The following is a 23,676-nucleotide window of genomic DNA, read 5'->3' as shown; positions in this document are numbered from 1 at the left end:
TGAATGGGGGACCCTGGGGGAGCGGGCGCGGGCCCGCCGACCGGGGGTGACCGATGGGACAGTCAGTCATGGCGTTGCGGGCCGAGCCGATCGTGCCGGGGCGCATCGCTGTCGGGGCCGACCGCCGGGTACGCAGCGCCGCCGCGGCCCGGGCGGCCCGCTCAGGTCACCTCGTGCTCGCCTGGTCGGTGTTCACGGCCGGCGTGGCGCTGGACGTGCTGCGCGACTGGCTGACGTTCGGGTCGATGCATCTGGTCCTGCCTGTGGTCGCCCTGGTCTGGGCGGTGTGGCGCACGCCCCCGCGGCTGGTGACGGTGATCTTCTGGGCGGTCGCGTCGTGGGCGATCGTGGAGGCGTTCTGGAGCTTCCTCGGGGACAGCCCCGCGATGGCGCTCCCGTGGTGGAACCTGGGCGCCGTGGTGCTGGTGCTCGGCGGCGTCCACCTGGCCCGGACGACCGGGCCCCGCGCCTGACCCTGGCCCGGGCTACTGGCCCGTGCGGCCGTCGATGCACTCCCGGAGCAGGTCCGCGTGGCCCAGGTGGCGGGCGTACTCCTCGACCAGGTGCACCAGCACGTCGCGTACCGGCACGGTGCCGGCCGACCCGTTCGGGACGGCACGGCCGAGGTCCTCCTCCGGGAAGGCGTCGAGCCACGCGTCCGCGGCCTGCGCCTCGGCCTCCCACGTGGCCCACGCGTCGGCGAACACCGCCGGGTCCGCGACGGCGCCGTCGAAGTCGAGGTCCGGCACGTCGGCCGACCAGTAGAGGCGCGGCAGCTCCGGCTGCTCCTGCAGGACCCGCCGGAACCAGCTGTGCTCGACCTTCGCGAGGTGCCGCACCAGCCCCAGCAGCGACAGGGTCGACGGCGGCACCGACCTCCGTGCGAGCTGCTCGGGGTCGAGCCCGTCGCACTTCATCGCGAGCGTGAGGCGGTAGTGCTGGAGGTAGTACCGGAGCGTCTGCTTCTCGCCGACCGGGTCGGCGTAGCGCTCGCGCGGGTCCTGCGCGGCGTCGACCCACAGGTCGGGGAACACGGTCGCCTTGGTCCAGCGGACAGGGGACTCGGGGTCGGCGCTCATGCCGCCAGGCAACCGTGCCCGGGACGACAGGTCAAGGCGGGCAGGGAGGTGGGCGCGGAGGGCCTACGATGCGGCCCAAGCGTCAGGGAGGACACCGTGCCTCGAACCGTGCCGGACACCGTGCCGGAGAAGGAGGACGCATGACCGCGCTGCCGACCGAATACAAGCACGAGACCCTCGGGGCCGTGGCCGCGGAGCGGCTGTCGGCCCTCGTGCGGATCCCGACCGTCTCCTCGCGCGACGAACGCGAGGTGGACCACGCCGCGTTCCGGCGGTTCGCCGACGCCCTGCGCGCCGTCTACCCGCGCGTCCACTCCGTCCTCGAGCGGGAGACCGTCGGCGGGCACGGCCTGCTGTACCGGTGGCGGGGCGCCTCGGAGACGCGCCCGGTGGTCCTCATGGCGCACCAGGACGTGGTGCCCGTGGTCGCCGAGGACTGGGCGGGCGACCCGTTCTCGGGCGAGATCCGCGACGGGGCCGTGCACGGCCGCGGCACGCTCGACGACAAGGGCTCGCTCGTCGCCGTCCTCGACGCCGTCGAGACGCTCCTCGCCGAGGGCTTCACACCCCCGCAGGACGTGTGGCTGTCGTTCGGGGCGGACGAGGAGGTCGGGGGCACGTGCGCGCAGGTCGCCGTCGACGGGCTGCGGCAGCACGGCATCACGCCGTGGCTCGTGCTCGACGAGGGCGGGGCCGTCGCCACCGGCGCGTTCCCCGGGGTCGACGCGCCGATTGCCGTCGTGGGCGTGGCGGAGAAGGGCATCGCCGACATCGAGCTGGTCACCACGGCGCTCGGTGGGCACGCCTCGACCCCGGCGCGTGGCGGGGCGACCGCACGTCTCGCGCGGGCGGTCGTGCGCGTGGACCGGCACCCGTTCCCCACGTCCCTGCCCGCACCGACGGTCGAGATGCTCGCCACCCTCGCCCCGCACGCCGTGGGACCGATCGGCTCGGTGCTGCGGCTGCTCCTCCGCCTGGGTGCGCTGCGGCCCTCGGCAGGCGGTGCGCCCGGGCGGCCGGACGTCGTCGGGCGCCTCACGGCGCCGCTGCGGGCGCTCCTGGCGCGGCTGCTCGGTGCGTCGGACCCGGAGACCAGCGCGATGGTCCGCACCACCGTGGCCGTGACCCAGCTCCAGGGCAGCCCGGGCGCGAACGTGGTCGCCGCGTCGGCGCGCGCCCGCCTCAACGTCCGGATCGCACCCGGGTCCTCCGTGGACGCCGTCGTGTCGCGGCTGCGCCGCGTGGTCCGGGACCCGGCCGTCTCGGTGACGGCGATCGCGAGCGACGACCCGTCGCCCGTGGCCCCTACGGACGGCGAGCAGTTCGCCCTGCTGCGCGCAGCCGTCGGGGAGGCGTACCCGGAGGCCGTCGTCACGCCCTACGTCATGCTCGGTTCGTCCGACGCGCGGCGGTTCCACGCCGTCTGGCCCCACGTGTACCGGTTCTCGCCGTTCGCGATGACGCGTGAGCAGCGCTGGTCGATCCACGGCGCGGGCGAGCACCTGACGGTCGACGCGCTGGGCCGCGGGGTCGTGTTCTACCGCACGCTGCTGCGGATCCTGCCCTCCTGACCAGGGGGTTCGACACCGGGTCGGGCGCGGGTCTAGGTTCTCCCACCACGTCCTTGGGAGGACCCGATGAGCCAGCCCGTCCCCGTCGACCTGCCGCCCGGGTACATCGCCGTCCCGGCGGAGGTGACCCCGCCGCGCACGCACCTCGCGCTCGCGGTGGTCGCGACGGTCCTGTTCTGGCCGCTCGGCCTCGTGGCCCTGGTGTCCGCGGCACGGGTCGGCCCGCTGTGGAACGCCGGGAAGCTCGCCGGGGCCCGCGTCGCGTCCGCGCGGGCGCGGGGCTGGTCCCTGGCCGCGATCGTGGCCGGGCTGCTCGTCGCCGCAGTGATGCTCCTGCTGACGGCGCGGTCTCTCGGCGTCTCGGGGTAGGTCTCACGCCTCGCGTGACGGTGCGCACAAGGTGATCTCTGTCCCCTCTGCCGGTCGCGACTCCTGCTCGGCGGCGTTCGGCCGGTACCCTTCGCGATCATGAGTGGCACGTCACGGCGCAAGGGCTCGAAGGGTGGGCGATCCGGTTCGCGAGCCGGCGCACCGCCCGTGAGCAGCGCGCTCGCGTGGGCGGAGAGCCTCGCCGCGCAGGCGGCGCAGGAGGCGCCCGCCGAGGCGCCGCCGTCCCCCTGGGGCGGCGCGGACGCCGACGACGGCGCGACCCCGTTCGGGCCGACGGGCGCCGCGTCGCCCTTCGGCGCCGCCGGCGGCGACGAGTGGGTCGACACGCGGACCCTGGGGGTCGGCATCTCGCCCGAGATCGCGGCCCGCGCCCGGCGCTCCGCGGCAAGCTCCTCACCATTCGGCACGACGTCGGACGAGCGGTCGCCGTTCGGCTTCGTCGGATCCGGCACGACGTCGGACGAGCCGACACCGTTCGGCGGCTTCGCCGGCTCTGGCACGACGTCGGCCGACCCCGCGGAGACCGGGAGCCCTGCCCCCAGCCGGGCCGGGGGCAAGAAGGCGAAGGCCCCGAAGCGCAAGGGCGGTCGCAAGGGTCGGCCGGGGCGGACCGCGGTCGCCGATCCGGCGACGATCGACGAGGCGGGCCCGTTCGAGGGCGACGCCCTGCCCGACGTCCCGCCCGGCGAGGAAGCCGGCGTCGACGACGGGTCGCCCGCGGCGATCCCGCCGAAACGCCGTCGCGTCCGGCCGGGCGAGGTGAAGGCGGGCGACAAGCCGCCCTCGATCGCCCCCGGCAAGGGCGGCAGGAAGGGCCGGGGTACGGCTCCGGCCGGCCGCCCGCGCGGGCTCAAGGCGCTCACGCGGCGCCTCGGCGTCCCGCGGCTCCTGGACAAGCCGCTCGTGCTGGTCCTCGCGGCGCTCGTCGCGCTCGGCGGAGGGCTCGGAGCCGGGTGGGTCCTGGACCAGGCAGGCGGCGCGGAGGAGCTGCCGGCGGCGTCGCCGCAGGCCTGCGCGACCGCCCAGCTCTCGTGGGCACAGTCCAACAACGCGCAGGCGTCGATGAACGGCGAGGACCCGGCGACCCTGCGCAACGGCTTCATCCAGTCGCGCAACGCCCTGGACGGCGTGAACCCGCCGGCGGCGGTGGCCGAGGACTGGGGCACCGTGGTCGGCTTCGTGACCGCCGCCGCGGGCGCGGTCGAGGGGATCGACCCGGCGGACTCCGAGGGGGTCGTCGCGGCGCTGAACAGCGTCGGGCCGTCGCTGGACCAGCAGGAGATGATCGCGGCCTCCAAGCGGATCAGCACCTACCTCGAGTCCGGCTGCACCGGCTGAGGGAGGATGGGGCCGTGAGCCCTGAAGCCCCCGCGACCGTCCGTACCCCTGCCACCGCACCGGGCCCGGTGCTGGCCATGCTGCGGGCGGACCTTGCGGGGTCCGGCTACCACGTGGACGGGGTGGAGGACCTGCTCGGCGCCGTCGCGTCGGCGGCGCTGCACCGCGAGCAGGCGGTCCCCGCGAGACTCGCGCTGGCGGCGTCGGGCGGGCGCGACCCCCGGGCCACGCTCACCTCCCTGTTCCTCCTGGGCGACGCCGTGCCGCGCGCGGCGCTGGACCGGGCCCTGCCCGGCACGGGAGCGGCCGGCGCCGAGCGGCTCGGCCTGGTCGAGACCTCCGGCGAGGGCGACGACGACGAGGCGCGCCCGATCGCCGACCTGCGCCCGTACGGCGCGACGGACGCCGCGGGCGAGGTGCGCTGGTGGCTCGCCTCCGACCTCGGTGAGCTGGCGACCGGCGGCCGGCTGTCCCCGGACCACGTGCTCGGCGCCGGCGGGGCGTCGCTCACGCTGGCCCAGGTCACGATGCGCACCCCGACGGGCCGCGTGCTGGACCTGGGCACGGGCTGCGGCATCCAGGCCCTGCACGCGTCGCGGCACGCCCGCGCGGTCGTCGGAACCGACATCTCGCGCCGCGCCCTGGCCTACGCGCGGTTCAACGCGGCCCTCAACCTGCCGGAGGGCGAGCACCTCGACCTGCGCCACGGTTCGATGCTGGAGCCTGTGGCGGGCGAGGCGTTCGACCTGGTCGTGTCGAACCCGCCGTTCGTCATCACCCCGCGCGCGGGCGCGGCGGGCCGGGCCGTGGCGGACGCCCTGGGCGACTACGAGTACCGGGACGGCGGCAGGTCGGGCGACGACCTGGTGCGGGACCTGATCACGGGCGTGGGCGCCGTCCTGGCGCCAGGCGGGGTGGCTCAGCTCCTGGGGAACTGGGAGCACCGCCGGGGCGAGCCGTGGGAGGACCGGGTGGGGGCCTGGCTCGACGCGGCGGGCCTGGACGGCTGGGTGATCCAGCGCGAGGTGCTGGACCCGGCCGAGTACGCGGAGACGTGGATCCGCGACGGCGGCACGACGGCGGAGCGCGAGCCGGCTGCGTGGGCGGCCGCCTACGGGGCGTGGCTGGACGACTTCGCCTCGCGCGACGTGGAGGCGGTCGGGTTCGGGGTCGTCACCCTGCGCAGGCCGGTGTCGGGGACCCTGTCGCTGCGGCGTCTGGAGGAGCACACGGGCTCGGTCCGCCAGCCCCTCGGGGCGCACCTCGCGGCGGCGCTCGCTGCCCACGACCTGCTCGCCGGGCACGACGACGCCGCGCTCGCCGGCGCACACCTCGTCACCGCTCCGGACGTCACAGAGGAGCGCTACCTCACGCCGGGTGCGGCGCACCCGGACGTGGTCATCCTGCGTCAGGGCGACGGGCTGGGACGCGCGGTGCACGCGTCGACGGGGCTGGCCGCGCTGGTCGGCGCGTGCGACGGCGAGCTGACGGTCGGGCAGCTCGTCGGGGCCGTCGCAGCGTTCTTCGAGGTGTCCGCCGACGATCTTGCCGCCGAGCTGCTGCCGGCGGTCCGAGGCCTGGTGAGCGACGGTTTCCTAGTCTTTAGGACATGACTGCGTAACATCCCGAACCAGGTGTTTCCGGGATGTAACGGAACTGAATGATCTCGAAGTTAGCACGTTTCACCCCAAGACAGGGGGGCTCGTGACCATTACTTTCCGACCTGTGGAACTCGACCTTCGGCACCTACGGATGGTCGTGGCCGTCGCGGAGTCCGGAAGCGTGACGAAGGCCGCGGCCACGTTGGGCATCGCCCAGCCTGCTCTCACGGCGCAGCTCAACCGGATCGACCGCGCCCTCGGGGGCTCGGTCTTCGTCCGGGACCGCAGCGGCGCCCGACCGACCGAGCTCGGGGAGCTCGTCCTGAGGCACGCTCGCGTGCTCCTGCCTGCCATGTCCGCCCTGGCCGACGACGCCCGACGGCTCGTCAACGCCGTGACGGGTCATGCGGGCGTGCTGCGCGTGGGGACCGTCGGGACCGGGCTGGGCGGCCTCTTCGTCAACCACCTGCACGGCTCGGTGCCGGGCGTACGCATCACGACCTCGTCCCCGGCGTCGGTCGACGACCTGGCGAGCCGGCTCGCGAACGGCACTCTCGACGTGGCGCTCGTGGGACTGTGCTCCGCCTTCACGCCTCCGCAGGGCGGCGAGGTGCTCTGGACGCGGGTGTGCACGGACCCGATGTTCGTGCTCCTCGACGAGCGGCACGCGCTCGCGGGCAAGGACGAGGTCTCCCTCTCGGACCTCGCGGAGGAGCGCTGGCTCTACGTCCCCGCCCAGGGCTGCCTCGAGGAGTGCTTCGTCACGGCGTGCGTCCGTGCGGGCTTCGCGCCGCACGGGCTCGGCGAGGCGGAGTGGACCGCGGCCGTGGACCAGGTGCGGGCAGGCCGCGCGGTGGCGCTCGTGGAGCCCGGGCAGCCGGACCCGCCGGGCGTGCGCGCGGTGGCCCTCGAAGGCTCCCCGCTGCGCCGGACCCACTTCGTCGGCTGGCGCCGGGAGTCCGGTGACAGGGCGGGCCAGGAGACGATGGAGGACGCGGCGTACCGGGCGCACCGAGACTCGGTGCGCCGGAGCCCCCACTACGGGCGATGGCTGACCGAGTACGGAGCCTTGGCGTGATCGGTGCGGGCCGGAGCGCTGCTCATCGCATCGTGGTATGACTTGACCGTTATCTGTGCGTGACCTGTGCTGGCCTCTAGCGTTACCGCACCGGGCCAGGGCCCGGCGTCCCGACAAAGGAGATTGCTGGAGATGAGACGTACACCCATCCGGGCGCTCGCATTGGCCACCGCCTCGCTGACGCTCTTGGCCGGCACCGTCACCGCTGTCGCCGGTAGCGCCTCGGCCGCACCCAAGGTCCCCGGCGCAGACGACTACGCCCCCGGCATGCTCAGCGCCATGGAGCGCGACCTCGGCCTCAGCGCCGAGAGCGCGGTCGAGGTCCTGACGTTCCAGGCCGCGGCGTCCGACAAGCAGCATGACCTCGCGAAGACCCTCGGCGACGCGTACGCCGGTGCGTGGGTCGACACCACCGAGCAGGCCCTGTATGTCGGCGTCTCGGACGCCGCCCAGGCGGCTGCGGTCGAGGCCGCCGGTGCCACCCCGATCCTTGCCGAGAACTCGCTGGCCGAGCTCGACGCCTGGAAGGGCGCGCTCGACAGCGCGCTCGACGGGCGCAAGGCGCCCCAGTACTACGTCGACGTCGAGTCGAACTCGATCGTGATCGACGTCGCGAGGGGATCCAAGGGCTACGTCGCGGCCGCCGTCCGCAACGCCGGGATCCCGGCCGACGCGGTCACGTACACCCAGACGGGCGTGCAGCCGCGCACCCTCATCAACGTGATCGGCGGCAACGCGTACTACATCGGCGGGTCGCGCTGCTCGGTCGGCTTCTCGGCCACCGGCGGCTTCGTCACCGCGGGCCACTGCGGCGACGTCGGTAACACCACGACCAGCCCCACCGGCACCTTCCAGGTGTCCTCGTTCCCGGGCAACGACTACGCGTACGTGAACACCGGCTCGGACGACACCCCGGTCGGCTCGGTCAACAACTACAGCGGCGGCACCGTGAGCGTCGCGGGCTCGACCGCCGCGGCCGTGGGCGCGACGGTCTGCCGCTCCGGCTCCACCACCGGCTGGCACTGCGGCACCATCCAGGCGCTCAACTCGTCGGTGACGTACTCGGAGGGCACCGTCTCGGGCCTCATCCGCACGAACGTCTGCGCCGAGCCCGGCGACTCCGGCGGCTCGCTCCTCGCTGGCACCCAGGCCCAGGGCATGACGTCCGGCGGCTCGGGCAACTGCTCCTCCGGCGGCACCACGTACTTCCAGCCGGTGAACGAGGCCCTCAGCGCGGCCGGCGTCTCGCTGATCACGGGTGGCGGCGGCGGTGGCGGCACGACCTGCACGGGCTACGCCTCGTCGTTCAGCGGCTCGCTGAGCAGCGGCGGTTTCACCTACAAGCCGAGCAGCAGCGGCGTCTCGGCTGCGTCCGGCACGATCCGCGGCTGCCTCGACGGCCCGAGCGGCGTCGACTTCGACCTGTACCTGCAGAAGCTCTCGAGCGGCACGTGGTCCACCGTCGCCCAGGGCATCACCTCCGCGCCCGACGAGACCGTGACCTACTCGGGTACGGCCGGCACGTACCGCTGGCTCGTGGACTCCTACTCGGGGTCCGGTTCGTACACGGGCGGGTACACCCTCCCGTGACCGTCTGATCTCGCGGGGCCGCACCCTCTCCCGAGGGTGCGGCCCCGCAACACTGTTACGAGGCCGCCCCCGGCAGGCGGACCTCCACGCACGTCCCGGTGCCCGACGGCGTCGCCTCGCCCTCCGTACGGCTCGTCACGGTCACGGTGCCCCCGTGCGCGGTGACGATCCCCTGCACGATCGAGAGGCCCAGGCCGGTGGACCCGCCGGTGCGGGTGCGGGCGTCGTCGCCGCGGCTGAACCGCCGGAACAGCTCCGGCCGGAGCGCGGCGGGGATGCCGGGCCCCTGGTCGGACACCGCGACGACCGCGTCCCCGCCGTCCGGGGCGAGCGAGAGCACGACGCGCGTCCCCGGCGGGGTGTGCACCCGGGCGTTGCCCAGCAGGTTCGCGAGGACCTGCCGCAGGCGCGCCTCGTCGCCGGTCACCCACAGCTCGGGCGGCTCGTCGTCGGAGCCCTCGTCCGAGCCGTCTTCGGCGCCCTCGTCGGTGCCACCGGGCAGGTCGAGCTCCCAGCGGTGCGTCGGCCCGGCGGCGTGCGCGTCGGCGACGGCGTCGGCGGCGAGCGCCACGAGGTCGACGGGCGCGCTCTCGAGCGGCCGGCCGGCGTCCAGGCGGGCCAGCAGCAGGAGGTCCTCGACGAGCGCGCTCATCCTGCCTGCCTCGGCCTCGATGCGGTCGAGGGCGCGCAGGGTGTCGGCGGGGACCCGGCCGCCGGCGAGGTCGGGGGAGCGACGGACCAGCTCCGCGTAGCCGCGGACGGACGCGAGCGGGGTGCGCAGCTCGTGGGAGGCGTCGGCGACGAAGCGGCGCACCTGCGTCTCGGACTCGTGCCGAGCCGTGAGCGACTGCTCCACGTTGTCGAGGAGCCGGTTCAGGGCGGCGCCCACCTGGCCCACCTCGGTCCGCTCGTCCGTGTACGCCTCGGGGACGCGCGGGATGGCGGCGACGGCGCCCTCGGACAGCTCGAGCTCGGAGACCCGGCCGGCGGCCGCCGCGACGGTGTCGAGGGGGCGCAGCGACCGGCGCACGAACCAGGTGCCCGCGACCCCGGCGACGAGCAGGCCGCCGACGCCGATCGCCACCTCGACGGCCACGTACCGGCCGACGGTCTGCGCCACGCTGGTCGTGCTGACCGCGAGCACGCTCGGCTCGCCGTCCCGGGTCGTCGTCGCGATCGCGCGGTAGGTGCCGAGGCCCGGGACGACGACGTCGTGCGGCGCGTCGTCGGAGGGCACGGACTCCAGGGCCTCGACCTGTGCGGTCGTCAGGTCCTGGAAACCACCGTCCTGGTCGAGGTACCCCGCCCGGGCGACCGCTCCGTCGTCGTACACCACGACGATGGTGCCCACGTCCTGGCCGAGCCACGGGACGACGAGGCGCAGCGTCTCGTCCTGCGCGCCGTCCCCGGTGCCGTCGTCGGGCGGCGGGGAGGGGCGCACCTCCCCGCCGCGCAACGACGGCTGGAGGCTCGGCGGGTCGGCGACGCGGGACGCGGCCTGCGTGAGCTGGTTGTCGAGCCGGCCGAGGAGCTGGGCGCGCAGTGCCAGGGCGGACGCCGTGGCGAGCGCGGCCGTCGACGCGAGGAGCACGACCAGCACGACCGCGACGAGACGTCGCCGCAGGGAGACCGGGGTCATTCGGCGCCGGGCGCAGGCTTGAGGACGTACCCCACGCCGCGCAGGGTGTGGATCATCGGCTCGTGACCCTTGTCGACCTTGCGCCGCAGGTACGACACGTACAGCTCGACGACGTTCGCCCGGCCGCCGAAGTCGTAGCTCCACACGCGGTCCAGGATCTGCGCCTTCGACACGACGCGGCGGGCGTTGCGCATGAGGAAGCGCAGGAGCTCGAACTCCGTCGCCGTGAGGCGGACCTCCTCGCCGGCTCGCGTCACCTCGCGGGAGTCCTCGTCGAGGACGAGGTCGCCCACGGTGATCGTGGCGTCCGGGCGCTCGGCAGTGGCGCCCGCGCGGCGCAGCAGACCCCGCAGCCGGGCCACGACCTCCTCCAGGCTGAACGGCTTCGTCACGTAGTCGTCGCCGCCCGCCGTGAGGCCCGCGATCCGGTCCTCCACCGCGTCCCGGGCGGTGAGGAACAGGACGGGCAGGTCGTGACCCTTCTCGCGCAGGCGGTGCAGCAGCGTCACGCCGTCCTGGTCGGGCAGCATGACGTCGAGGACCATGAGGTCGGGAGCGTCCTCGCGGACCTGGCGCTCGGCGGTGCGTGCATCCCCGGCCGTCCGGACGTCCCACCCCTCGTAGCGCAGGGTCGCGGCGATGAGCTCGGCGATGTTCGGTTCGTCGTCGACCACGAGGACACGCAGCGGCGACCCGTCGGGATGGGTGAGACGTGCATGCTGCACGGGTGCGGTCGAGGACATGCAGACAGTGTGCGCGCCCGCTCTGTGGTCCACCTGGCGTGAACCTGTGGCCTTGCTGTGTCTCTCGGGGCCGTCCGTGGTTCCCCGGATGCTGTCAGCGGTCCCGGTTACCGTGTGTCGCGTGACGCCAGCCCCGCGTGAGCACCACCCTCCCCGCCCCGGACCCGCCCCGGCCATCGACTCGGCCCTGCGCTACGGTCCGCGCATGACGGCGCTCGCGGTGGCCGTGGCCTCCGCATGGGGCGTGTGGGCGCTGTGGCGGGTGTTCGTCGCGACCCGCCGCGGCCAGCTTGCGGAGGACCTCGCCTTCGAGGGCGCGCGCGTGGCCTACCGGCATCTGTGGGTGCTCGCGGAGCCCCTGCTCGACGTCATCTCGACCTCCTTCGTCGCGGGCGGGATCCTGGCGGCCGTCCTCGTCGCCGTCCTGCGGCGGCGCTGGGCGCTGGCGATCCAGGTCGCGGTGCTGGTCGCGGGCGCGAACGTCACCACACAGGTGGTGAAGCACCAGGTCCTCGACCGGCCCGCCTTCCTGGGCGGCTGGCACTTCGCCGACAACACGTTGCCCTCCGGCCACACGACCGCCGCGGCCTCGGTCGTGGCGGCGCTGCTGCTCGTGGTGCCGCGCGCCTGGCGGCCCGCCGTGGCGCTGGGCGGGGCGGGGTACACGGCGGTGATCGGCGTGTCCACCCTGGTGGGGCGGTGGCACAGGCCCTCCGACGTGGTGGCCGGCGTGCTCGTGGTGCTCGCCTGGGGCGCCCTCGTCTGCGCGTTCACCCCCATGACGGGTCTGGACTCGCCCCGCCGGCAGGGGGATCGGCTCGCCACGCCCGGTTCGACCGCCGTCGGCGTGCTCCTGCTGCTCGCCGCGGCCGGGTTCGGCGTGATCACCACGCTCGCCCTGGGCGGCCTCGCCGGCTACTCCTGGGGCCTGCCGACCGGTGGCGACCTCACTGCCTACGGCGGCGGTGTGTTCGCCGTCCTCGCGTCCTCAGCCCTGGGCTTCGGTGCCCTGCTCCTGATCCGCCAGGCGACGTCGCGCCCGTAGCGGGTCTCACTCGCCCGGGTAGCGGACCCCCACGCCCGCTCGCGCGCGGTCCAGCACCGCCATCAGGTCGAGCGTGTGCTGCCATGACATGCGGGGGCTCTCGGTCAGGCCGGCGCTCACGCAGCGGGCCACCTCGGCGGCCTCGTACTGCTTGCCGTCGGGCACGCGGCCGTCGTACTCGGTCGAGGCCCCGTCCGCGCGGTGCACGGTGAAGGTCGCCGGCGACGAGTAGTGGTGGGGCAGGTCCACCCAGCCGCGCGTCCCGGCGATCACCATCGCGACCGGCGCAGACGCCACGATGGACGAGGTGCACGTCGCGATGGCGGCCCGGTACCGCAGCACCACGGTCGCCTGTGCGTCGACCCCCGCGGGGGTGAGCACCCCGGCGGCGAGGACGTCGTCAGGCACCCCGAGCAGGTCGAGCGCGAAGGCGAGGGGGTAGACCCCGATGTCGAGGAGGCCGCCGCCCGCGAGGGCGGGGTCGAAGATGCGCGAGGCGGCGTCGAACGGGAAGGCCACCTCGTAGGAGCCGCGAACCGAGACGACGTCCCCGATCTCGCCGGAGGCGAGGATCGAGCGCAGCGCCGCGACGTGCGGCAGGTGCCGGGTCTTCATCGCCTCCATGACGAACACCCCTGCGGAGCGCGCCGCGTCCAGGACCGCCCGCGCCTCGGCCGCGTTGCGCGTGAACGCCTTCTCCACCAGCAGGTGCTTGCCCGCGGCGATGCCGAGCAGGGCGTGGTCGTGGTGGTGCGAGTGCGGCGACGCGACGTACACCGCGTCCACGTCCGGGTCGGCGACGAGGGCCTCGTAGGAGGCGTGCACCCGCGCGTCCGGGGCGTGCGCGCGGGCGAAGTCCCCCGCCCGCGCCGCGGACCGCGAGCCCACGGCCACCACGGACCCGCGCGTGGCCGCCTGCACCGCGTTCGTGAACGACTCGGCGATCCGGCCCGGCCCCAGGATGCCCCACCGGAGCGGGGGCGCGTCCAGCGGGTCGGCGACGGCGCCGGTGACGTCGACCGAAACGGTCACTTGCTCGCCGTCGCCTTCTTCTTGGCCGGGGCCTTCTTCGTTGTCGTCGTGCGCGTCGTCGTCCGGCGCTTCGCCGGGCCGGCCGCACGCTTCTCGGCGAGCAGCTCGACGGCGCGCTCGGGCGTGATCGACTCCGGGGTGACGTCGCGCGGGAGCGTGCGGTTCGTCTCGCCGTCGGTCACGTAGGGCCCGAAGCGGCCGTCCTTGACGACCACGGGCTTGCCGCTGACGGGGTCCGTCCCGAGCTCGCGCAGCGGCGGCGCGGCGGCGGCCCGCCCCCGCTGCTTGGGCTGCGCGTAGATCGCGAGCGCCTCCTCGAGGGTGATGGTGAACATCGCCTCCTCGGACGGCAGCGTGCGCGAGTCGGTGCCCTTCTTCAGGTACGGCCCGTAGCGCCCGTTCTGCGCGGTGATCTCGGCGCCCGACTCCGGGTCGACGCCCACGACGCGCGGCAGCGAGAGCAGGCGCAGCGCGTCGTCGAGGGTGATCGACTCCAGCGTCTGGTCCTTGAGCAGCGAGCCCGTGCGCGGCTTCGGCAGGGCGGCGAGCGCCCGCTTCCTGGCCGCGGCGGACAGCCCCGGGTCGAGCTCCGGCTCGGGCAGGACCTCGGTCACGTACGGTCCGTACCGGCCGGCCTTCGCGATGATCGCGTGGCCGGAATCGGGGTCGTGGCCGAGGACGCGGCCGTCGTCGGCCCCGGCGGCGAGCAGCTCGCGGGCCTTCTCGACGGTCAGCTCGTCAGGCGCGACGTCGTCCGGGATGGACGCGCGGGGCGGGTTCTGCCCCTCCTCGACGGGAGCGGACAGGTCCTCGACGTAGGGGCCGTAGCGGCCGACACGCACGCGGATGCCCTCGGCGATGGAGACGGAGTTGATGTCGGCGGCGTCGATGTCGCCGAGGTTCGCGACGAGGTCCCGCAGGCCCTCGCCCTCCTCGCGGCCCGTGCCGTCGCCGAAGTAGAAGCGCGACAACCAGGCGACGCGCTCGCGCTGACCGGTGGCGATCTCGTCGAGGTCGGCCTCCATCTCGGCCGTGAAGTCGTAGTCGACCAGCCAGTCGAAGTGCTCCTCGAGCAGCCGCACGACCGCGAACGCGAGCCACGTGGGCACGAGCGCCTGCCCGCGGGTCAGGACGTACCCGCGGTCCTGGATCGTGGAGATGGTGGCGGCGTAGGTGGAGGGGCGGCCGATGCCGCGCTCCTCCAGCGCCTTGACCAGCGACGCCTCGGTGTAGCGGGCGGGCGGGTTGGTCGTGTGGCCGTCCGCGGTCAGGTCCGACGCCGACAGCGGGTCGCCCTCGGCCATGCGCGGCAGGCGGGCGTCGCCGGCCTTCCCGTCGCCTCCCTCGGTCTCGTCCGTCCCCTCCTCGTACGCAGCCAGGAAGCCGCGGAAGGTGATGACGGTGCCGGAGGCGGAGAACCCGGCCTCGGTGCCGGTGTGCTCGCCGGACAGCACGGTCGCGCCGAGGCGCACGGTGGCGGTGGAGCCCTTCGCGTCGGCCATCTGCGACGCGACGGTCCGCTTCCAGATGAGCTCGTAGAGGCGGAACTGGTCGCCGCTCAGCTCGCGTGCCACCTGGGCCGGCGTCCTGAAGGAGTCACCCGCGGGGCGGATGGCCTCGTGCGCCTCCTGGGCGCCCTTCGCCTTCGATGCGTACAGCCGGGGCGCGCCCGGCACGTACTCGGGCCCGTACAGCTCGGCGGCCTGACGGCGGGCGGCGTCCGTGGCCTCGACGGACAGCGACGGGCTGTCCGTACGCATGTAGGTGATGTAGCCGTTCTCGTACAGGCCCTGCGCGGTGCGCATGGTCTGCCGGGACGACATCCGCAGCTTGCGGCCCGCCTCCTGCTGGAGCGTCGAGGTGGTGAACGGTGCGGCCGGGCGGCGGGTGTAGGGCTTGGTCTCCAGGCCGCGCACCGTGAAGGAGGCGCCGTCGAGGCCCGCCACCACGGACCGGGCCGTCTCCTCGGTGAGCTGCACCGCGCCGGTGCGGACCTTGAGGCGGCCGCGGTCGTCGAAGTCGCGGCCCGTCGCCACCCGGTCTCCCGCGAGGGCGGTGAGGCGGGCGGCGAAGGCGGGCTCACCGGCACCGGACACCGCGAACGTGCCTGCCACGTCCCAGTAGGCAGCGGGTACGAACGCCATGCGCTCCCGCTCGCGCTCCACGACCAGGCGCGTCGCGACCGACTGCACGCGGCCGGCGGACAGGCCCTGGCGGACCTTGCGCCACAGGACGGGGGACACCTCGTAGCCGTAGAGGCGGTCCAGGATGCGGCGCGTCTCCTGGGCGTCGACCAGGTGGGTGTCCAGCTCGCGCGTGTTCTCCAGGGCACGCAGGATCGCCTCTCGCGTGATCTCGTGGAAGACCATGCGCTTGACCGGCACCTTGGGCTTGAGCTCCTGGATGAGGTGCCAGGCGATGGCCTCGCCCTCACGGTCCTCGTCGGTGGCGAGGTAGAGCTCGTCGGCGTTCTTCAGCGCGCGCTTGAGCTCGCTGACCTTCTTCTTCTTGTCGGCGTAGACCTCGTAGTACGGCTCGAAGCCGTTGTCGACGTCGACGGCGAACTTGCCGTAGGGGCCCTTCTTCATGTCCGCGGGCAGCTCCGACGGCTGCGGGAGGTCGCGGATGTGACCCACGCTGGCTTCGACCTCGAAGTCGTCGCCGAGGTAGCTCTGGATCTTGCGAGCCTTCGTGGGCGACTCGACGATCACGAGCTTGCGTGACTGGGGCATCCGTTCCTGCTTCCTGGTCCTGCGAGAGTGTGAGGAGGTGCCATCGTGCGGCGCCGGGGTAGTTCACGGTACGCCACGGATGTCAGGCCGCACCCTATCCGGCCCGACTTGTGGACGCCTGGCAGCTACCTGGACGGCGGGGCAGCGCACCCTGGGGCGGGCGTAGCCTCGGGACCATGACGGACCCCCGCTCGTTCGCGCCCGGCCTCTCGCACGACGACATTCCGGGCCTCGCGCCCGATCCGCGGGACGCGCCGCCGGTCCGGTGGGGCATCCTCGGCGCCGGGAACATCGCGGGGTCGTTCGCCGACGGCGTGCGCGAGGGCACGCGCGCGACGGTGGTCGCCGTCGGCTCGCGGGACGTCGTGAAGGCGCAGGGTTTCGCCGACGTGCACGCGCCGGGCGCGCGCGCCCACGGCTCCTACGAGGCGCTGGTGGCGGACCCGGACGTGGACGTCGTCTACGTCGCCACGCCGCACTCGCACCACCGCGAGCACGCGCTCCTCGCGATCGGGGCGGGCAAGCACGTGCTCGTCGAGAAGGCGTTCACGCGCAGCACCGGCGAGGCGGAGGACGTCCTGGCCGCCGCGAAGGAGGCCGGCGTCTTCTGCATGGAGGCGATGTGGACCCGGTTCCTGCCGCACGTGGCCGCGGTGCGCGGCGTGATCGCACGAGGCGAGATCGGTGAGGTCGTCACCGTGTCCGCCGACTTCGACGTGCACTTCCCGTTCGACCCGGCGCACCGCCTGTTCGCGCCCGAGCTCGCGGGCGGCGCCCTGCTGGACCTCGGCGTGTACCCGGTCGCGTTCGCTCACGACCTGCTCGGCGTCCCGGACAGCGTCACTGCGGTGGGCACGCTCGCGGCGACGGGCGTGGACGACCAGGTCTCGATCGTCTTCTCCTACGACGGCGGGGCGCAGGCCCTCCTGCACACGTCGTCGCGGGCGCTCGGCCCCCAGACCGCGGTGATCACCGGAACCAAGGGCCGCATCGAGATCGACGGAGGCTTCTTCGCCCCCACCGGCTTCCGCGTCACCTGCCTCGACGGCACCACCTGGGACTACGAGGGCTTCCGCGGCGAGGGCAAGCAGTACGAGGCCGCGGAGGTCGCGCGCCGTGTCGCGGCAGGCGAGAGCGAGAGCCCGCGCATCACCTGGGCGGCGACGCTCGAGGTCATGCGTCTCCTCGACGAGATCCGCCGGCAGGTCGGGGTGGTGTACCCCGGGGAGTAGGTCAGGCGCGTCTGATGCGATGACATCTTCCGCCTGAGGCGTGCGCTCCGCTCCGGGCGAGTGCCTCGTTCCTCGGCCCTCACCCTGCGCTGCGCTGCCGCTTCAGCCGGCGGCCCGTGACCTCTGTCGGCGTGATGCGGACCCACTCCTCCTTGTCGGTCGTCGTGAACGACACCAGGCCGGTCGCGATCGCCTCGGCGCGATCCGCCTCCGTCTCGAGGATCTCCGCGGTGCCCTTCAGGACGACGCTGTACGCGACGTCGGGTCCCCACTGGTCGATCTCGAAGGCGACCTTGTGGTTCACCGCGATCTCGACGAGCTTGCTGCCCGGCGTCGTGTTGATGTAGAGCGCTCGCTCGCGGACCGCGAAGTTCACCGGAAAGATCTCGGGCTCGCCGGCGGCGGCCGTCGCGAGGCGGCCGACCTCCTGGGACCCGAGGAGCTGCCAGCACTCGTCGTCGGTGAGGTTGCGGTCGGTCTTGACTTCGTTCGTGGGCTCCATGCGTCCATCGTGCTGCCCGCGCCGATCAGCCGCGCGGCAGTCACCGGCGCGCCGCGGCGTCTGTCGCGTCACACCTGGCAGCAGCTCAGCCCTGCGGCCGGAGCGCGATCGCCATCGCCTCGAGCGCGAGGAGCGGCGCGACGTTGCCCTCGAGGCGGGTGCGCGCCATGCCGATCGCGTCCATCCGGCGGATCGTCTGCTCGGGCGTGGAGTCGGCGGCCAGGGAGCGCACCGTCTGCGCGAGCTCCGTGTTCACGAGCTCGACCTCCGCGCCGAGCTGGACCACCAGCACGTCCCGGTACAGCGACAGCAGGTCCACCATGGCCCGGTCCAGCACGTCCCGCTGGTGCCGCGTCGCCCGGCGCTTCTGGTCGTCCTCGAGCTGCCTGAGCTGGGAGCGCAGGCGGGGCGGCAGCGTCTCGCCGTCGGCGACCCCGAGCGTGCGCAGCAGCTCCGCCCGCTCGGCGGCGTCCCGCTCCTCCGTCGCGGCCTTGGCCTCCGCCTTCGCGACCTCGACGAGCTCGCCCGCGGCGAGCACGGCGTCGCCCACGCCGCGGACCCGGCGGGCGATGCTGAGCACGGCCGTGCGGCGCTCGCGCGCTCCGGCGTCCCGGGCCAGGCGGCGCGCCAGGCCGACGTGGCTCTGCGCGGCCCGCGCGGCGGTGAGCGCCACGGTCGGGTCCGCGCCGTCGCGGCGGACGAGCAGGTCCGCGACCGCCTCGGGTGGAGGCACGCGCAGCACGACGCCCCGGCATCGCGACCGGATCGTGGGCAGCACGTCCAGGACGCTCGGCGCGCAGAGCACCCACACCGTGTGCGGCGGGGGCTCCTCGATCGCCTTGAGCAGCACGTTCGTCGTCCGCTCGGCCATCCGGTCGGCGTCCTCGACGACGATGACGCGCCACCGGCCCTGGGACGGCGTGCGCGCCGCGGTCATGATGAGGTCGCGCACCTCGTCGATCGCGATGACGACCTTCTCCGTCGCGACGAGCCGGACGTCGGGGTGCGTCCCGGCCATCGTGGTGGTGCACGCGTGGCACGTGCCGCAGCCGCCGTCGGGGCACTGCAGCGCGGCGGCAAACGCCCGCGCCGCGACCGACCGGCCCGAGCCGGGCGGCCCCGTCAGGAGCCAGGCGTGGGTCATCGCAGCCGGGTCCGCGACGGCGCGGCGCAGCAGGGCGACGGCCTGCTCCTGCCCCACCACGTCGTCCCAGACGGTCACTACGCCCCCTCTGCTTCGCCAGGCCGTGGTTCGCCTGGACCCTCGCGGGTTGCAAGGCTCAGGTCCACCGCCTCGTCGACGACGGGCGTCAGACCGAGCCGGGCGGCGACGTCCACCCGGATCTGAGCCTGGATGTCCTCCACCGGCGCGTCGGCGTCGAGCACGACCCATCGCGCCGGGTCGGCCGCCGCGCGGGCCAGGAAGGCCTCGCGCGTGCGCCGGTGGAACTCGTCGCCCGCGCGCTCGAGGCGGTCCGGCGAGTCGTCGCGCGTGCCGCGGCGGGCCTCCGCCACGACCGGGTCGAGGTCCAGCAGGACCGTCACCCGGGGGAGCAGGCCGTCCACCGCCCACAGCGACAGGCGCTCCACGGCTTTCGCGTCGAGCGCCCGGCCACCCGCCTGGTACGCCACGGACGAGTCGAGGTAGCGGTCCGTGATGACGATCGCGCCGCGCTCGAGAGCCGGCTTGACGAGCGACGCCACGTGGTGCGCGCGATCCGCCGCGTACAGGAGGGCCTCCGTGCGGGAGTCCATGTCCTCGCCGTGCAGCACGGCGGCACGCAGCTCCGCGCCGAGGCTCGTCCCGCCCGGCTCGCGCGTGAGCACGACCTCGCGCCCGGTCAGCTCCGCGAGCCAGTCGCCGAGCAGCCGCGACTGCGTCGACTTGCCGACGCCGTCGCCGCCCTCGAACGAGATGAAGTAACCGGGTGCGCTCACGTCGCCAACCCTAATGGCGGGGTGTGACACGCGACCTGGGCAGCCGGCCCGGGGCCCCCGCCGGGCGAAGCGCCCCACCGGGTGAAGTATGGCGGTCTAACCGATTTGACAGCGCAGCCCGGATTGTCGTCATTGCCTGCCCTAGTTACGCTCGCATGGTTCAGCACCGATCTCCCCAGCCCCGCAGCACCCCCCAGAAGGAGCCGCGAGCGATGAAGATCCTGCTTTTGGTCTCAAGCTTCAACGGCCTCACCCAGCGAGTCTGGTGCTCTCTGCGAGAGCAGGGTCACGACGTCGGAGTCGAGCTCGCTCCGGTCTTCGAGACGCCGGAGGCGCTCACCGCGGCCGTCGAGGCGGCCGACCCGGACCTGGTCCTGTGCCCCTTCCTCAAGGACCGCGTGCCACCTGCCGTGCACGACCGGTGGCCGACGGTCGTGCTGCACCCGGGGCCGGTGGGCGACCGCGGGCCGTCGTCGCTCGACCACGCGATCCTCGAGCGCCGGGACCGCTGGGGGGTCACCGCGCTGTCCGCCGTCGAGCAGATGGACGCAGGCCCGGTCTGGGCCACCGCGACCTTCGACATGCCGGGCGCGACCCTCGCCAAGGGCGCCCTCTACAACAGCCTCGTCGCCGACGCCGCACTGACCTGCGTGCAGGAGGTCGTCCGCAAGGTCGCCGACGGTCTGGGCCCCGTGCCCGCCGAGGACCACCCGCGGAGCGTCGCGAGCGCGTCCGAGCTGCCCATGCTGCGCCGCGAGCGCTTCCGCCTCGAGTGGTCCGAGCCCGCCGAGGATCTCGCGCGGCGCGTCGCCGCCGCCGACGGCGCCCCCGGCGCACCGGCCACCGTCGGGGACCGTGAGCTGTGCCTCTTCGACGCCGTCGCCACCGACGACGACTTCGGCGCTCCGCCCGGCACGGTGGTGGGCCGCAACCTCGACGCCGTCGCGATCGCGACCGGCCGGGGCACGCTCTGGGTCGGCTACGCGGCCGAGCTCGGCATCCGTCGCGGCGTCAAGCTCCCCGCCGCGACCGTGCTCGGCGGGGACGCCCCGTTCCGCCGCGCGCCGGACGCCTTCGCCGAGACCGTGTACGTGCGCGACGGCGACGTCGGCCACCTGACGATCCGCTCCTACAACGGCGCCATGCACACCGAGCAGTGCCGCCGCCTCACGACCGCCGTCGAGAAGGCCCTCATCGAGGACACGCGCGTGCTCGTCCTCAACGGCACCGAGCACGCCTTCTCCAACGGGATCCACCTCGGCGTGATCGACGCGGCTCCCGACCCGGCCGCGGAGGCGTGGGAGAACATCTGCGCGATCGACGAGCTGTGCCTCGCGATCGCGTCCGCCGAACAGCTCACCGTCGCCGCGTTCACCGCGAACGCCGGGGCGGGCGGCGTGATGGCCGGGCTGTGCGCGGACGTGACGCTCGCGCGCGACGGCGTCGTCCTCAACCCCTACTACGACATGGGGATCTTCGGGTCGGAGCTGCACACCTGGAGCGTCGCCGGGCGCGTCGGCGCACAGCGCGCCGAGCGGCTCCTGAGCCGCAAGCTGCCGCTGTCCGTCGCGGAGGCTGCCCGCATCGGCATGATCTCCGCGGTCGGCCCGCGCGAGTGGGGGGCCTTCCAGGAGTGGCTCGCCGCCGCCGCCCGGGGGTACGCCGAGCCCGCCACGCTCGGGTGGATGCTCGCGCAGAAGGCCGAGCGGCGGGCCCGCTCCAAGCCGCTGTCCTACTACCAGACGATCGAGCTCGCCGAGATGGCCAGAGACTTCTTCGACGACCGGAACGGTTTCGCGGCCCGGCGCAAGGCGTTCCTGCGCAAGACGCGCCCAGCGGAGACGCCGGCCCGGCTCCGGTTCGCGTAACGCCCGCGCACCGGATGCAAGGTCGGGACCCGTCGCGACATGGTGGGGGTGACATGTCAGTGACGGGTGAAAGGATCGCGCCATGAATCGACGTTCCGGCTCCGGTGTCCCCGGGCTCTTCCTCGGCCTCGGCGCCGCGGCGGCGCTCCTGCTGCTCACGGCGTGCGCACAGGAGGTCGACTCGCCAGGAGGCGCGTCCGCGTCGGCGGAGCCCACGTCGGGCGAGAGCGCGACGCCCGAGCCGAGCGAGACGTCGTCGGGCGGGCTGCCGCTCGCCACCGACATCACGCTGGAGCCCGGCCAGTCAGGGCGTGGCCTGCCGGAAGGCGTGCCCGGGGCCATGGACTCGTCGGCCGGCGCCGCCTGGTCGCCGGAGGCCGGGCTGGTCTACGTCGTGACGTACGGGTCGAGCTCCTGCCCGTCCATCGCGGAGGCCGAGGCGACGGCAGGCGACGCGGGCGTGACCGTGACGCTGCTGCCGCCGGCCGCCGAGATGTGCACCATGGACTGGGCGCCCACCACCACCGTGGTCGCCGTGCCCGCGGGGACGGACGAGACGGTCCCCATGACCGTCGTGCTCGGGGAGCACGGGACGGTCGAGGTGCCGCCCAGGACGGCGGACGGGCAGCCCGGTGAGGTCGCGTGGGCAGGCATCGAGTGAGAGTGACGTGTTGGTTGGGCGAGCGTCAGGACTTGCCCTGTGAGTACCGGTAGGTTGTCCGGGTGATCCGCCCCGCTCGCCGTAAGCCCGCGGCCGCCGTCGCCTGCCTGCTCGTCACCGTGCTCCTCCTCGCAGCCTGCGCCGCGCCCCCCAAGGTTCAGACCACGCTCGGGGCGGGCGTATCGCCCGAGGCGCCGGTCGCGGGGGCCGACGGCGCGCCCGCGGGGTTCGAGTCCTGGTACTCGCAGGCCCTCGAGTGGGTGGACTGCGGCGGCGGATTCCAGTGCACGACGGCGAGCGCGCCGCTGTCCTGGCACGACGCTGCGGCGGGCAGCATCGAGCTGGCGCTGAAGAAGGCGCCCGCCTCCGGGCAGAAGGTCGGCTCGCTGCTCATCAACCCGGGCGGGCCGGGCGGGTCGGGCATCTCGCTGGTGGAGAGCGGCAGCTTCGGGCAGGCGCTGCGGAACTCGTTCGACATCGTGGGCTTCGACCCGCGGGGCGTCGGGCAGTCGTCACCGGTGACGTGCTTCGCCGACGAGGACAAGGACGAGTTCCTCTCGAAGGACTACCCCTACACCGACGAGGGGCTCGCCGAGCGCGCCCAGTCGATCCGGGAGTGGGGCGCGGCCTGCGCGCAGAACACGGGGGCGCTGCTCGGGAACGTCGACACGCAGAGCGCCGCCCGCGACATGGACATGCTCCGGGCCGCGCTCGGCGACGACAAGCTCAACTACCTCGGCTACTCCTACGGCACGCAGCTCGGCTACACGTACGCCGGCCTGTTCCCCGACCGGGTCGGCCGCCTCGTGCTCGACGGCGCCCTGGACCCCAACCTGACGTCGGACCAGGTGGCCGCCGAGCAGGCCGTCGGCTTCGAGAACGCGCTGCGCGCCTACGTCCAGGACTGCCAGGCCGGCGCCGACTGCCCCCTCGGCGGCGACGTCGAGACGGGCCTGAAGCAGATCCGCGCCATGGTGGAGGACGCGGCCGACAACCCCATCCCGACCTCCGGCGACCGTGACGTGACCCAGAAGCTCGCCTTCTACGGTGTGGCTGTCACGATGTACGACGAGGCGAGCTGGGGAGTCCTCACGCAGGCCCTCGAGGAGGTCTTCTACGAGGGTGCGGGCGACACCCTGCTGTACCTCGCGGACGTCTACAACGAGCGCAACAGCGACGGCACCTTCCGCTCCAACAGCGAGGAGGCGTTCCGCGCCGTCAACTGTGCCGACGGCCGCGCCGAGGACGACCCCGAGAAGATGAAGGCGCTCGCCGCCGAGATCGAGGCCGCCGCGCCGACCCTCGGCAAGTCGTTCGGCTACTCCGGCATCGAGTGCACCGACTGGCCGTTCCCGCCCGCCGAGCAGGAGTTCGACATCACGGCGGCCGGCGCGGACCCGATCGTCGTCATCGGCACCACCAACGACCCCGCCACGCCGTACAAGTGGGCGCAGGCCCTTGCCTCGACGCTCGAGTCCGGCGTGCTCGTCACCTACCAGGGCGAGGGGCACACGGCGTACGGCCGGTCCAACAACTGCATCTCACGGGCCGTCGAGGACTACCTGGTCCACGGCACCGTCCCGCAGGACGGCTTGACCTGCTGAGACGTCCTCCCAGGTGGGGCCGACGACGTCACA

General features: G+C 73.9%; 20 protein-coding genes. 12 read left to right on the top strand and 8 right to left on the bottom strand.

Annotated features, from left to right (window positions below):
* Positions 1 to 53 precede the first annotated feature (53 nt).
* A complete protein-coding gene (locus L1785_RS01085) occupies positions 54 to 473 on the top strand; it encodes a hypothetical protein (RefSeq protein WP_236087262.1) in 420 nt (139 codons plus the stop codon).
* A 12-nt stretch (positions 474 to 485) separates the two neighbouring features.
* Here L1785_RS01085 and L1785_RS01080 read toward each other — a convergent pair whose 3' ends face one another.
* Complete coding sequence (locus tag L1785_RS01080) at positions 486 to 1,079, bottom strand: DinB family protein (protein WP_236087261.1); 594 nt, start codon at positions 1,077 to 1,079, stop codon at positions 486 to 488.
* A 140-nt stretch (positions 1,080 to 1,219) separates the two neighbouring features.
* On the opposite strand from L1785_RS01080, the gene L1785_RS01075 reads away from it, so the two are divergent.
* The 6 genes from L1785_RS01075 to L1785_RS01050 all read left to right on the top strand — a co-directional run bounded on the left by L1785_RS01075 (position 1,220) and on the right by L1785_RS01050 (position 8,647).
* Positions 1,220 to 2,650: a M20/M25/M40 family metallo-hydrolase gene (locus tag L1785_RS01075; protein WP_236087260.1), complete on the top strand. Its 1,431-nt coding sequence runs from the start codon at positions 1,220 to 1,222 to the stop codon at positions 2,648 to 2,650.
* A 66-nt stretch (positions 2,651 to 2,716) separates the two neighbouring features.
* Entirely contained in the window at positions 2,717 to 3,019 is a 303-nt protein-coding gene (locus tag L1785_RS01070; RefSeq protein ID WP_236087259.1) for a CD225/dispanin family protein, read from the top strand.
* Positions 3,020 to 3,118: 99 nt separating this feature from the next.
* Positions 3,119 to 4,378, top strand: coding sequence for a hypothetical protein (locus L1785_RS01065; RefSeq protein ID WP_236087258.1), 1,260 nt, complete (start codon positions 3,119 to 3,121; stop codon positions 4,376 to 4,378).
* A gap of 77 nt (positions 4,379 to 4,455) precedes the next feature.
* Positions 4,456 to 5,991 carry a DUF7059 domain-containing protein gene (locus tag L1785_RS01060; RefSeq protein ID WP_236087335.1) on the top strand — a complete coding sequence of 512 codons (1,536 nt, stop codon included), beginning with the start codon at positions 4,456 to 4,458 and terminating at the stop codon, positions 5,989 to 5,991.
* A 112-nt stretch (positions 5,992 to 6,103) separates the two neighbouring features.
* Positions 6,104 to 7,057, top strand: a complete 954-nt coding sequence (locus tag L1785_RS01055) for a LysR family transcriptional regulator (protein WP_236087257.1) — start codon at positions 6,104 to 6,106, stop codon at positions 7,055 to 7,057.
* 132 nt (positions 7,058 to 7,189) lie between these two features.
* The gene (locus L1785_RS01050; protein WP_236087256.1) at positions 7,190 to 8,647 is read left to right on the top strand and encodes a S1 family peptidase; all 1,458 of its coding nucleotides are present in this window, start codon (positions 7,190 to 7,192) and stop codon (positions 8,645 to 8,647) included.
* A gap of 55 nt (positions 8,648 to 8,702) precedes the next feature.
* Here the strand turns inward: L1785_RS01050 and L1785_RS01045 are convergent, their stop codons facing one another.
* Both L1785_RS01045 and L1785_RS01040 read right to left on the bottom strand, forming a co-directional pair.
* Positions 8,703 to 10,286, bottom strand: a complete 1,584-nt coding sequence (locus L1785_RS01045; RefSeq protein WP_236087255.1) for a sensor histidine kinase — start codon at positions 10,284 to 10,286, stop codon at positions 8,703 to 8,705.
* Positions 10,283 to 11,029, bottom strand: coding sequence for a response regulator transcription factor (locus tag L1785_RS01040; protein ID WP_236087254.1), 747 nt, complete (start codon positions 11,027 to 11,029; stop codon positions 10,283 to 10,285). The genes L1785_RS01045 and L1785_RS01040 overlap by 4 nt, the downstream gene beginning before the upstream one ends.
* Before the next feature lie 205 nt (positions 11,030 to 11,234).
* On the opposite strand from L1785_RS01040, the gene L1785_RS01035 reads away from it, so the two are divergent.
* Positions 11,235 to 12,074: a phosphatase PAP2 family protein gene (locus L1785_RS01035; RefSeq protein WP_236087253.1), complete on the top strand. Its 840-nt coding sequence runs from the start codon at positions 11,235 to 11,237 to the stop codon at positions 12,072 to 12,074.
* A 6-nt stretch (positions 12,075 to 12,080) separates the two neighbouring features.
* Here the strand turns inward: L1785_RS01035 and L1785_RS01030 are convergent, their stop codons facing one another.
* Positions 12,081 to 13,106 carry a Gfo/Idh/MocA family protein gene (locus L1785_RS01030; RefSeq protein ID WP_236087252.1) on the bottom strand — a complete coding sequence of 342 codons (1,026 nt, stop codon included), beginning with the start codon at positions 13,104 to 13,106 and terminating at the stop codon, positions 12,081 to 12,083.
* Positions 13,103 to 15,838: a type I DNA topoisomerase gene (gene topA / locus L1785_RS01025; protein ID WP_236087251.1), complete on the bottom strand. Its 2,736-nt coding sequence runs from the start codon at positions 15,836 to 15,838 to the stop codon at positions 13,103 to 13,105. Before topA ends, L1785_RS01030 begins: the two co-directional genes overlap by 4 nt.
* 176 nt (positions 15,839 to 16,014) lie before the next feature.
* On the opposite strand from topA, the gene L1785_RS01020 reads away from it, so the two are divergent.
* Positions 16,015 to 17,070 carry a Gfo/Idh/MocA family protein gene (locus L1785_RS01020; RefSeq protein WP_236087250.1) on the top strand — a complete coding sequence of 352 codons (1,056 nt, stop codon included), beginning with the start codon at positions 16,015 to 16,017 and terminating at the stop codon, positions 17,068 to 17,070.
* Positions 17,071 to 17,149: 79 nt separating this feature from the next.
* Here the strand turns inward: L1785_RS01020 and L1785_RS01015 are convergent, their stop codons facing one another.
* The 3 genes from L1785_RS01015 to tmk all read right to left on the bottom strand — a co-directional run bounded on the left by L1785_RS01015 (position 17,150) and on the right by tmk (position 19,510).
* The gene (locus L1785_RS01015; RefSeq protein ID WP_236087249.1) at positions 17,150 to 17,572 is read right to left on the bottom strand and encodes a pyridoxamine 5'-phosphate oxidase family protein; all 423 of its coding nucleotides are present in this window, start codon (positions 17,570 to 17,572) and stop codon (positions 17,150 to 17,152) included.
* A gap of 85 nt (positions 17,573 to 17,657) precedes the next feature.
* Positions 17,658 to 18,794, bottom strand: coding sequence for a DNA polymerase III subunit delta' (locus tag L1785_RS01010; RefSeq protein ID WP_236087248.1), 1,137 nt, complete (start codon positions 18,792 to 18,794; stop codon positions 17,658 to 17,660).
* Positions 18,794 to 19,510, bottom strand: coding sequence for a dTMP kinase (tmk, locus tag L1785_RS01005; protein WP_236087247.1), 717 nt, complete (start codon positions 19,508 to 19,510; stop codon positions 18,794 to 18,796). Before tmk ends, L1785_RS01010 begins: the two co-directional genes overlap by 1 nt.
* Before the next feature lie 212 nt (positions 19,511 to 19,722).
* Between tmk and L1785_RS01000 the strand changes: the two genes are divergently transcribed.
* The 3 genes from L1785_RS01000 (at position 19,723) to L1785_RS00990 (ending at position 23,643) form a co-directional block, all read left to right on the top strand.
* Positions 19,723 to 21,378 carry an enoyl-CoA hydratase-related protein gene (locus L1785_RS01000; RefSeq protein ID WP_236087246.1) on the top strand — a complete coding sequence of 552 codons (1,656 nt, stop codon included), beginning with the start codon at positions 19,723 to 19,725 and terminating at the stop codon, positions 21,376 to 21,378.
* Positions 21,379 to 21,460: 82 nt separating this feature from the next.
* Positions 21,461 to 22,039 (top strand): hypothetical protein, encoded by a 579-nt coding sequence (locus tag L1785_RS00995; RefSeq protein WP_236087245.1) that lies wholly within the window; start codon positions 21,461 to 21,463, stop codon positions 22,037 to 22,039.
* Between the two features lie 62 nt (positions 22,040 to 22,101).
* The gene (locus L1785_RS00990; protein WP_236087244.1) at positions 22,102 to 23,643 is read left to right on the top strand and encodes an alpha/beta hydrolase; all 1,542 of its coding nucleotides are present in this window, start codon (positions 22,102 to 22,104) and stop codon (positions 23,641 to 23,643) included.
* Positions 23,644 to 23,676 lie beyond the last annotated feature (33 nt).

It is taken from the genome of Antribacter soli (assembly GCF_021568775.1).
GTDB lineage: Bacteria > Actinomycetota > Actinomycetes > Actinomycetales > Cellulomonadaceae > Antribacter > Antribacter soli.
This window is presented reverse-complemented; position numbering and strand designations above follow the sequence as displayed.